We start from the raw sequence: 10,253 nt of genomic DNA on the forward strand, positions 1-10,253 counted from the left end.
CTTCCTGTGGGAGGTATCGTGCGGGCTTTGCTTGTACCCTTACGACTTTGCTGTCCCCTCCGTAGCTCTGCCGCCCGCCTCTTTTTGTAGACCCCTCGGAGAGCATTATGCGCAAGCACTTGTGATGCGGGTTTCTTTCTTCTGGGGTTCCTTCCGAGCTTCCGCCGGGGAGCGTCTCATATTTCTGTCATACTGGTGAAATTTCTGACCGTACCCCCGAACCGTCAGATAAAGGTCTTGTATCATGGCATAGAGAGTATTTCGCGTCGAAGGGGAAGAAGCACCATGCCCGAGAATCAGAGCAAGCCCGCCACGGTACAGTCCGCCCAGAGCGAGGAGCGTCCTCAGATTCTGGTCATTACCGGTATTTCTGGTGCTGGCCGCAGCACTGTCGCAAATGTGCTGGAGGATGAGGGCTGGTACGTTATCGACAACATCCCGCCGCAGATGCTCGGTTCCCTGGCTGAGCTGGTGACCCGCGACGGTGCGCGAGTTCCGAAGGTGGCGCTCGGTATTGACGTTCGCGCCCGCGCGCTGTTCTCCGATCTTCCCGCTGCGATTGAGACTCTGCGCAAGTCCGATATTGACTTCTCCATGCTCTTCCTTGACGCCAAGGACGAGACCATTATTGCCCGCTACGAGGCTCAGCGCCGCCCGCACCCGCTGCAGGGTGAGGGTCGCGTCCTCGATGGCATCCGTGCTGAGCGCACTCTCTTTGAGGGTCTGCGTCTCGCTTCTGACCGCACCATTGACACCACCGGCATGAACGTTCACGAGCTGGCTCGTACCGTGCGTGAAATGTTCGCTGAGGGTGCGGATAAGAAGCTGAACCTGACCGTGATGAGCTTCGGCTTCAAGTACGGCGCACCTTCGGACGCTAACTACATGGCTGATATGCGTTTCATCCCGAACCCGCACTGGGTTCCGGAGCTGCGCCCCCTGACCGGTCAGGACGCCCCGGTGCGCGACTACGTGCTGGAGCACGCAGGCACCGAGGAGTTCATCAGCAACTATCTTGCGGCTCTTCGCCCCGTGCTTGAGGGCTACCGCCGTGAGGGTAAGTACTACGCCACCATCGCAATTGGCTGCACCGGTGGTAAGCATCGTTCCGTGGCTGTGACGGAGGAACTGGCTCGTCGTCTCTCTGCTTTCGGTGAGCTGAACGTGAATGTTCAGCACCGCGACAAGGGCCGCGAGTAAGTTTTTCCCGGCGCGTCCCAACCACCGCGTCGTGTTTCATTAGCCGCCGTCCGGCCCCGCACACCGTGGGGCCGGCATACCACTCCTTCCGGGTATGTGAGGTATTACTATGTCTACCCATTCGACCAGTTATGACACTCAGGGTATTCCGCGCCTGCCGGCTCTGCCGACTCAGGCTTTGCGCTTGTTGAAGACCACGCACCGTTCGCCGAAGGTTACGGCGATGGGCGGCGGCCACGGGCTGTACGGTTCCCTGTCTGCGTTGCGCCACGTCACGCCTGATTTGACGGCTGTTGTGACGGTTGCTGACGATGGCGGTTCGTCGGGTCGTTTGCGTGAGGAGATGGGTATTCTCCCTCCGGGTGATTTGCGTATGGCGCTTTCTGCGCTGTGTGATGACACCGATTGGGGTCGCACGTGGCGTGATGTGATGCAGCATCGTTTTAGCGCACCCGAGGGTTATGAGGGTGAGTTCCCGCTGGATTATCACGCGCTCGGTAACCTGCTGATTGCTACTCTCTGGCAGCTGCTGGATGACCCGGTTGCGGGTCTGGACTGGGCGGGTGCGCTGCTGAATGCGCGCGGCCGCGTGCTGCCGATGGCGCTGGATCCGATGGTCATTTACGGCACCGTGTTGCGTGAGCATAACGGCGGCGGTATTGAGCGTGTGAAGGTGGTCGGCCAGGTGAACCTCTCGAAGGAGGAGCGGGTTCACGATATTGGTCTATCTCCCGCAAATGCGCGTCCTTGCCCGGAGGCGCTCTCCGCTATTGAGGAGTCCGACTGGATTGTTTTGGGTCCGGGTTCGTGGCGTACGTCGGTTCTGCCGCATCTGCTGTTGGACGCTCAGCGTGAGGCGATTATCCGCACGGAGGCGCGCCGCTGCGTGGTCATGAACCTCTCCGACGATAAGGAGACGGTCGGCTTCACCCCGGCAACGCACCTGGATTTGTTGCGCCAGTACGCCCCGAAGCTTCACCTTGACGCGGTGATTGCTGACGCTGACATGCAGGCTGATCACCGTTCCGAGCTGGAGCGTGAGGCTTCTGCGATGGGTGCGAAGGTTGTGTGGGCGCATCTGCGTTCGAGCTCCCAGCCGAATGTGCACGACCCGCTGAAGCTTGCGGCTGCGTATAACGAAGCGTTTGAGCTGAGCTCCTAGAATCACCGTTGCGGCTGCTATTTTGGTGTGCCCATTTCCCGAAGTTATAGACTCTTAGACACTACGCCCAGAAGGACCTGTTCATGGCATTAACCACGCTCGTCAAGGACGAACTCGCCAACTACGAGGCAACGAAAGTCTCTGCTCGTAAGGCAGAAATCTCTACGATTCTGCGTTTTACCGGAGGCCTGCACATTGTCTCGGGGCGAATCGTGGTGGAGTCTGAGGTCGACCACGAGGCAACCGCCCACCGCATGCGGCGCACCATCGCCGAGATTTACGGCCACGACTCCGAGCTGACCAGCGTCAGCGGCGGCGGTCTGCGTCGAGGCGGCAGGTACATCGTGCGCGTGGATCACGGCGGTGAGGCGCTGGCTCGCCAGACCGGTCTGCTGGATTTGCGTGGCCGCCCGGTGCGCGGCCTGCCGCCGGCTGTGGTGAACGGTTCCCTGCAGGACGCCGAGGCGGTCATGCGCGGTGCGTTCTTGGCGCACGGTTCGCTGACTGAGCCGGGTCGTTCCTCCTCGCTGGAGATTACCTGCCCCGGCCCGGAGGCGGCGCTCGCGCTGGTGGGTGCGGCTCGTCGCCTGGACATTATCGCGAAGGCGCGCGAGGTGCGCGGCACCGACCGCGTGGTGGTTCGTGACGGCGAGACCATTTCGCAGTTGCTGGAGCGTATGGGCGCGACCGGCACCCTGACCACCTGGCGTGAGGCGCGCACCCGCAAGGAGGTTCGTGCGACCGCGAACCGCCTGGCAAATTTTGATGATGCGAACCTGCGCCGTAGCGCCCAGGCAGCTGTTGCGGCGAGCGCCCGCGTGGAGCGTGCCCTGCAGATTCTGGGTCATGAGGCGCCGGATCACCTGCGCTATGCCGGTGAGCTGCGTGTGTTGCATAAGCACGCTTCGCTGGATGAGCTGGGTCGTCTGGCTGATCCGCCGATGACGAAGGATGCGATTGCGGGCCGTATTCGCCGCCTGCTGGTGATGGCTGATAAGCGTGCTTCGGAGCTGGGTGTTCCGGGCACTGAGCTGCCGCGTGAGGACTAGGCGAGGACTAGATTCTGGTCTTGCGCGGGGCTGACTGCCCGTGTGGTGAGGCATGTGTCTGGGCGTGTGGCTGAGGTGTTTGTGACGGTTTTATGACAAACCTGAACCCGCCGTTTTTGAACAAAAACCGCATATTTTTCAAAAATGAGCCTGTGGATGGCTCCTTTCTCGTTGCGAGAGGGAAGTTATCCACAGGCTCTTTGTTCGCGCTCGTGCGTTCGCGCGCGTGAGCCTAGGGTAGGGGTATGACGAGCATGACCCCCAACCCCGACCAGAACGCTGTACAGAGCCCTGTGCAGGATAGTGCAGCCCAGCAGGGCGGCACAACTCAGCCGAGCGGTGCGCAGCGTAGCGCCCGCTCCCTGATGAACAGCCTCTACCGCAGCCCGCGCGCCCGCAAGAACGGTGCGCCGGATGCTGAGGACACCGTGCCGCTGGCAATCTCAACTGAGGTAACGCCCGCGGAGGCGCCTGCCGAAGAAACACCTGCCGAGCCCGCGGCATCCCAGCCGGAGTCGAATGGTTGGGCTGACTGGGATCAGCAACCCGATTGGAACGAGGTGGACGACTGGGCGGAGTGGGAGCAGGCTGATCAGCCCGGCACCACCCGCAGTACCCGTTGGGGCTTGTCGCCGCGCGTGCTGCTTCTGGTGGCGGTGTTGGCGTTGGTTGCCGTGGTGTGGGGTGTGACCCAGTTTTCGGCGGCGCCGCGTGCCGAGCAGGTCGCCTCCCCGAGCACTTCCCCGAGTGCTTCCGCTGAGTCGGTGCAGGCGGTGGGTGCCCAGCAGAGCCCCGGTGCTCAGCCTGGCACCCAGTCCACTGCTCAGCCGGGCGCTAACCCGAGTGAATCTGCGCAGGGTGGTGGCGCCTCCGGTGAGACTACCGTGCGAGTGCACGTGGCGGGTGCCGTGAACAACCCCGGCGTGTACACGCTGCCCGCGCAGGGTCGTGCCGTGGATGCGATTGCCGCCGCCTCCGGTGCCGCCGCGGATGCTGACCTGGACCGCGTGAATCTTGCCGGTGCGCTCAGTGACGGGGTGCAGATTTATGTGCCCCATCGTGGTGAGACGGCTGCTCCGGCGCAGATTCAGCCCAATGGTGGAACGGCAAATGCGGGTCAGGGTAACGCGGCGAATGGTGCAGCGCAGAACGGCGCTTCTCAGGGTGGCACTCAGCCTCAGCCTGCGCGCACGCTAACTCCTGCGGGCAGCGCGCAGAAGGGTTCAACCCCGGTGAACATTAACACCGCCACCGCTGAGGAGCTACAGACCCTGCCGCGTATTGGTCCGGCGATGGCTCAGCGCATTATTGCCTGGCGTGAGGCGCACGGCGGTTTCCGTAGCGTGGATGAGCTGGATGCGGTGCCTGGCATTGGTCCGTCGATGCTGGAGAATCTGCGTCCGCTGGTGACGGTCTAATGCCCCGGCAAAACCGCAGGCCGAACCGCCCGCAGGCAGGGGAGCAGGAACTCTTTCCCGGTTCCTTGCGCCTCACCCAGCGCCTCATCCGGTCCGCGGCTACGGCGTATGACCGCGTCCGCTACCGCTGGAGCATCGGCGCTGAACGGTGGCGTACCCGCCGTGATGAGCAGGAGCTGCGCGCCCAGGGAAGCCTCATTCACCTGGACTTTCGCCTGAGTTTTACGGTGCTGGCGCTGTGGGCTTTTACCGCGGCGGCGCTGACCGTGGGCACGTGGCGGGTGGTGCATCCGCTGGCGTGCGTGCTCATTGCCCTGCTGGGGTGCCTGGCGATTCTGTTGTTCTTTCCGCCGCGTGCGGTGATGTCCTACAGCTTACTCTTTCGCACGACCGGTCAGCTGGTTTTTCTGGCGTGTATTGTCACGGTTCAGGCGGTGCTTTTGTGCGCTACGGGGGTGGATGCATCCCGCGCCACCCTACAGCAGGCGCAGGGTGCCTCGCTTCGTCTGAATGGCACGGTGGAGCAGGTTCGCCGCGTGGATCCGCGCACTACTCTGGTGGTTATTAAGCTGGAGGAAATTCAGGGGCGGAGCGTGCGTGCGCTGGTTAATGAGCGGGTGCGCGTGTATCGGCGTGACGGTTCGGCAAAGAGCGCCGCGCAGCGTCTAGAGGCAAGTTCAGCGGCGAGCTCGGTAGCTCAGCACCAGGGGAGCGGTACCGCGCGCTCGCAGGCGATTTATCCGGGCATGAAGGTGACCGCCCTCGGCACGGTGGAGTTCAACGGTTCCACGGCGAAGCTGAGCGGCGCGACTATTTTTCCTGCGCCCGCCTACGGTACCGGGTCGAACGCTGTCACCCGGACGGCGGCGGAGCCGTACCTGTCCACGGTCAAGGAGCAGCTGCGCACCCGCGCCCTGGACACCCTCGGCACGGAGTCGGCGGCGCTAGTTTTGGGCACCGCCTACGGGGACGATTCGCTGATGAGTTCCACCGCGCGGGAGGAGTATAAGCTCAGCGGGCTCAGCCATATTACAGCGGTGTCCGGGGCGAATATTGCCATTGTGTTTCTGGGTGCGTACCGGCTGGTGTTGGCGGTTCGCCCGTACCGTTTCGCCAGCGCATACCTGCTGTTCCGTTCCTGGATGCAGTGGTTGCGGGGGAGAGGCACGGCTCGTTCTCGCCGCCCCGCGTACCCCCGGAATCCCGCCCAGCCTCATCAACTTGCCCGCCCTCAGCTACCTGCTCCTCCAAACGCCCAACCCCTGCCGCCGCTCGTGCACCGGCTGAGCACCCTCGCCATTCCGCACCGCGTCATGGTGCTGTGCGGGGTTACGGCGGTGCTCGCCTACGCCATGCTGCTGGACTCTGAGGGTTCCGTGATTCGTTCCCTCGCCATGGGTCTGCTCGGTGCTTACGCGATGCTGCGCGGTTCGGGTCGCCAGTCTTTGGCGGCGCTTCAAACCACGGTGCTGATGTGTCTGCTTGCCGCCCCGCACCTCGCCGTGGATATGGGGTTCGCCCTGTCGGTGACGGCAACCTCCGCGCTGATTCTGCTGGGCCCGCCGCTGATTCGTCTGCTCATGCGCGTCATGCCGGTGTTCTGCGCGGAAATGCTCGCCACGCCGATTGTGGCGTCCCTGTGGTGCACCCCGCTGATTTTGGCGATGAGCGGTAAGGTGCCGCTCTACTCGGTTCCGGCGAACCTGATTGCGGCTCCTTTGGCGCCGCTGAGTATGCTCGCCGGGCTGGCGGCGCTCGGATTCATGCTCCTGGGTCTGCCCACTGCGGCGGATCTGTGCCTGCGTGCCGGTGGCCTTGCCTCGCAGGGCATCGAGTGGGCGGCACACACTGCCGCGCACGCGCCGGGTAACCCGTGGGAGCCCGGTTCGAGCATGCCTGCGGTGGTGTGTAGCGCCCTCTGTGTGCTGGCGTTGAGTATTGCCCTGTGGTGGGTGGATGCGCGCCGCTACCGTGCGGTCACGCACCGGCAGTATTTGCGGGTGGTACCGCGCACCGCGCGCTCCCATCAGCCCGCCCGTTCCTGACCGACTAACCCTGGGCATCTACCTCTGACTGACTACCCCTAACCACCGCTAGGAGGCATCTGAGAAGAAAACGCTATGATGGATACTCGAGACTCTACCCGCGCAGCACCCCGTGCGCAGCGGGGTCGAGTTCAGCCCGTACCCTGCAGATAAAGGCGAGTGATAAGCGTGTCCGAGCGTAAGCGTTCAACCCAGCGTGGTGGTTCCCGAGGCTACGCCCGCCGAGGCGGCCCCGCCCTCGACACCGCGTGGCGTACCGTCACCCCGGCACCCGCCGTCATGCTCTACGGCCCGGAGGAGTACTTCGCCTCCCGCGCTGCAGCACGCCTGCGTGAGCTGTTCCGTAGCATCCACCCGGAGGTGGACCGCGTTCAGATTAACGCCGCCACCTACACGGCGGGAGAGCTGATCCTGCACGCTTCGCCCTCCCTATTCGGTTCGGCGAAGATCATTGAGGTTGAGAACGTAGCCTCCATGAGCGACGAGTTTTTGACCGATACGCTCGCCTACCTGAACGCCCCCGAGCCGGACATCATGCTGATTCTGAACCACTCGGGCGGTAACCGCGGCAAGAAGCTCATCGACCTGGTGCGTTCCCAGTTCGTGCTCATTAACTGCAAGGCGCTCAAGACCGATCGTGAGAAGAGTGAGTTCTTGGCGGGGGAGTTCGCCGCAGCTCAGCGCCCGATTACCGGCGGGGCCCTGGCCCTGCTGACTGCCGCCGCCTCTGACACTGCGGAGCTTGCCGCCGCATGCCAGCAGCTGCTCTCTGACGTGCCCGGCGAAATCACCGAAGAGGCGGTGAACCGCTACTACGGCGGCCGCACCGAAGTCACCGCGTTCCGTGTGAGTGACGCCGCGATTTCCGGTAACGCCCCGGAGGCTCTGCGTCTGCTCCGCCACTCCCTTGCCACCGGCACGGAGCCGATTCCGATGCTGGGTGCGCTCGCCATGCGTATCCGCAATATTGCGCGCGTGCACCACGTGCGTTTGAGTGCTAACGAGCTGGCGCGTGAGGTGGGTATGTCACCGTGGCAGGTGGAGCAGGCTCAGCGTGACGGCCGCCGTTTTACCGGCGCCCAGTTGGCGCATATTGTGCAGCTTCTGGCTGATGCGGACGCCCAGCTGAAGGGCGAGTCGCAGGACGCGGTGTATGCGGTGGAGCAGGCTGTTTTGGCGATTGCTCTACCTCCGCGCCTGTAGTGCATAATAGAGCCCATGCTCGAAATTCTGAAGAAAATTTTCTTTGCCCTGCTGCCCTTCCTGCAGAAGGCGGCAGAGGATGCCCTGAACGACGCTACTGCGTCTAAGGGCGGCTCCGAGTCCTCCCAGAAGAGTGAATCCCGCAAGGATGAATCTCGTCGGGGTGAGGCTCGTACCTCCGGCTCTTCGGCGCCTAAGCCGAGCGCCCCGAAGCCTTCCTCGGCAAAGCCCTCGGCACCTAAGCCTTCCGCACCGGCTTCGACCGTCGCATCCGACGGTTCGGATTACCCGGGCGATTACCGCGACATGATCAACTTTGAGTACTCGCCCTCCCTGGACGGCGACGCTGACCCGGGTGAAATCGTGTGGACGTGGGTTCCTTTCGAGGAGGACCACTCGCAGGGTAAGGACCGCCCGGTGCTTCTGGTGGGTCGTGACGGTGAGTACCTGCTGGCGCTGATGATGACCAGCAAGGATCACAATAACCGTGAGCACGCTGACCCGAACTACCTTGATATTGGTTCGGGTCCGTGGGATCCGCAGGGCCGCGCTTCTGAGGTGAAGCTGAACCGTGTGATTCGTGTTCGCCCGGATGCGATGCGCCGCGAGGGTGCCATTATGCCGGAGGATACGTTCCGTCTGATTGAGCGTGCGTGGACTCGCCATAACAGCTAACGCCCTGTGCCGGTAGTTTCACCGGCGACTGGTGCGGATTATCTGCGCCGGATGTGGAGGCTGTGTGTAGCGGTTTTCACAGTATTTTTCTCTCCGCGGGGGTCTGTCGTGGAGGCTGTTCATCTGGTATTATGTGTGGTTGAGTGTCCGATGGTCATCGGGCACTGCTGGCCGGTTGCCATAGGCATCCCCACGCCGCTCAGTCGATGATCGGCCAGCGTCGCCCTCACCGACCAATAAGACAAAACAGAAAGTTTAATTGTGGCTAACATTAAGTCTCAGAAGAAGCGTATCCTCACCAACGAGAAGGCTCGCCTGCGCAACAACATTGTAAAGTCCGAGCTGAAGACCGCGACCCGCAAGGTCAAGGCTGCTGTTGAGGCACAGAACCAGGAAGCTGCTGTTGAGGCTCTGCGTTTTGTGAACCGTAAGCTGGACAAGGCTGTTTCTAAGGGTGTTCTGCACAAGAAGACCGCTGCAAACAAGAAGTCCGGTCTTGCTGCGCTGGTAAACAAGGCTTTCTAAAACTTGCGGGGTACCTAAGTACCTCTCTGGTTTAAGGGCAGAGACCCCCTGTGTTCCCCCTCCTCTAAGGGGAACGCAGGGGGTTTCTTTATGCCCGAATCGTTTATTGTGGGTGCTTACCCGTTATAAAGTTGTGAGTAAATCGCAATCAATCAATCTATGTACCTGATGACGCTCTCTGAACTATAACCTAGTTGTCATTAGTACAACTAAAATTAGAGACTCCTTCAGAAAGACCCTTACCAGTTTTAACCTTAAACTGGTTTAAAATAGATTGATAATGCACTCGACCTATTTTAGGAGGTCGAGATTATATTCAATTGGGACGCAGAGGATATTCTCCCGCCCGTCGATTCGGAGGCTCAGGTTAGCGTCGCCCCCATAATAATTTAGGGTAACTTGGACCATCTCGCCGGATTGAAACTCCTTAACAATCTTTTCGAGATCTAGTTCAATAAACTGGTCTGAGTTCACCACATCAAGAACCTTAATAGGACCCATAGTGACATTACGTAGACTAAAGGTCGTCCTCACTACATGAGTCAGTTCAAACTCAGGCCGCCGTAGATTAGTTGCAATTTCAGACTGTAATTGAATTGGTTGTTTTGTAACAACCTGCTCCTTCTGTTCAAGCAACTTCTCAGCCGCTTCCGCAGACCGGACAACTGCATCACTCATCTGTAGTGCTGCTTGGTGTGCTGCTTCAGCCTTTTCTTTTGCACGTTTAGAGCCACTGGAGCAGTACCACACCACTATCGCGAGAATAAGAGAAAAGAGCGCTGCGTAAGCAGCTATACCAGAGTGAAAGTTTGCTATGAATTGTGAGTCCATACCAGTCATCATAACCAGTCACACTGCAACATGTGAAAGACTAAACGCAACTGCGGGTGAATGATGTATTCGTACTTGATGATTCGGTACTGAATTTTTTAGCAGGATTATGGGGAGGCGCCCGCCCGGTGACGAAACCGCTTGC

General features: G+C 61.1%; 9 protein-coding genes. 8 read left to right on the forward strand and 1 reads right to left on the reverse strand.

Features of this window, described 5'->3' with window-relative positions; translation table 11 throughout:
• Positions 1-285: 285 nt before the first annotated feature.
• From rapZ to rpsT, 8 genes are all read left to right on the forward strand, one after another.
• Positions 286-1,200: an RNase adapter RapZ gene (gene rapZ / locus HMPREF2845_RS04955; protein WP_005505957.1), complete on the forward strand. Its 915-nt coding sequence runs from the start codon at positions 286-288 to the stop codon at positions 1,198-1,200.
• Positions 1,201-1,309: 109 nt separating this feature from the next.
• Positions 1,310-2,362 carry a gluconeogenesis factor YvcK family protein gene (yvcK, locus tag HMPREF2845_RS04960; protein ID WP_049345462.1) on the forward strand — a complete coding sequence of 351 codons (1,053 nt, stop codon included), beginning with the start codon at positions 1,310-1,312 and terminating at the stop codon, positions 2,360-2,362.
• Positions 2,363-2,445: 83 nt separating this feature from the next.
• Positions 2,446-3,411 (forward strand): DNA-binding protein WhiA, encoded by a 966-nt coding sequence (gene whiA, locus HMPREF2845_RS04965; RefSeq protein ID WP_005505961.1) that lies wholly within the window; start codon positions 2,446-2,448, stop codon positions 3,409-3,411.
• A 245-nt stretch (positions 3,412-3,656) separates the two neighbouring features.
• Entirely contained in the window at positions 3,657-4,829 is a 1,173-nt protein-coding gene (locus tag HMPREF2845_RS04970) for a ComEA family DNA-binding protein (RefSeq protein WP_070634039.1), read from the forward strand.
• On the forward strand, positions 4,829-6,874 hold the full coding sequence (locus HMPREF2845_RS04975; protein WP_070634040.1) for a ComEC/Rec2 family competence protein: 2,046 nt from the start codon (positions 4,829-4,831) through the stop codon (positions 6,872-6,874). Before HMPREF2845_RS04970 ends, HMPREF2845_RS04975 begins: the two co-directional genes overlap by 1 nt.
• Before the next feature lie 168 nt (positions 6,875-7,042).
• Positions 7,043-8,077, forward strand: coding sequence for a DNA polymerase III subunit delta (gene holA / locus HMPREF2845_RS04980; protein ID WP_070634041.1), 1,035 nt, complete (start codon positions 7,043-7,045; stop codon positions 8,075-8,077).
• Between the two features lie 15 nt (positions 8,078-8,092).
• Positions 8,093-8,752 (forward strand): type II toxin-antitoxin system PemK/MazF family toxin, encoded by a 660-nt coding sequence (locus tag HMPREF2845_RS04985; protein ID WP_070634042.1) that lies wholly within the window; start codon positions 8,093-8,095, stop codon positions 8,750-8,752.
• A gap of 261 nt (positions 8,753-9,013) precedes the next feature.
• Positions 9,014-9,277, forward strand: coding sequence for a 30S ribosomal protein S20 (gene rpsT / locus HMPREF2845_RS04990; RefSeq protein WP_005505969.1), 264 nt, complete (start codon positions 9,014-9,016; stop codon positions 9,275-9,277).
• A 291-nt stretch (positions 9,278-9,568) separates the two neighbouring features.
• Here rpsT and HMPREF2845_RS04995 read toward each other — a convergent pair whose 3' ends face one another.
• Positions 9,569-10,120 (reverse strand): hypothetical protein, encoded by a 552-nt coding sequence (locus tag HMPREF2845_RS04995; RefSeq protein ID WP_141749079.1) that lies wholly within the window; start codon positions 10,118-10,120, stop codon positions 9,569-9,571.
• Positions 10,121-10,253 lie beyond the last annotated feature (133 nt).

The organism is Rothia sp. HMSC065B04, from assembly GCF_001812285.1.
GTDB classification, from domain to species: domain Bacteria; phylum Actinomycetota; class Actinomycetes; order Actinomycetales; family Micrococcaceae; genus Rothia; species Rothia mucilaginosa.

Excerpts from the sequence above, each read along its gene's own strand:
- whiA (WP_005505961.1), top strand. The coding sequence starts at position 2,446 with ATGGCATTAACCACGCTCGTCAAGGACGAACTCGCCAACTACGAGGCA.
- HMPREF2845_RS04995 (WP_141749079.1), bottom strand. The coding sequence starts at position 10,120 with ATGATGACTGGTATGGACTCACAATTCATAGCAAACTTTCACTCTGGT.
- rapZ (WP_005505957.1), top strand. The coding sequence starts at position 286 with ATGCCCGAGAATCAGAGCAAGCCCGCCACGGTACAGTCCGCCCAGAGC.
- yvcK (WP_049345462.1), top strand. The coding sequence starts at position 1,310 with ATGTCTACCCATTCGACCAGTTATGACACTCAGGGTATTCCGCGCCTG.
- HMPREF2845_RS04975 (WP_070634040.1), top strand. The coding sequence starts at position 4,829 with ATGCCCCGGCAAAACCGCAGGCCGAACCGCCCGCAGGCAGGGGAGCAG.
- HMPREF2845_RS04985 (WP_070634042.1), top strand. The coding sequence starts at position 8,093 with ATGCTCGAAATTCTGAAGAAAATTTTCTTTGCCCTGCTGCCCTTCCTG.
- HMPREF2845_RS04970 (WP_070634039.1), top strand. The coding sequence starts at position 3,657 with ATGACGAGCATGACCCCCAACCCCGACCAGAACGCTGTACAGAGCCCT.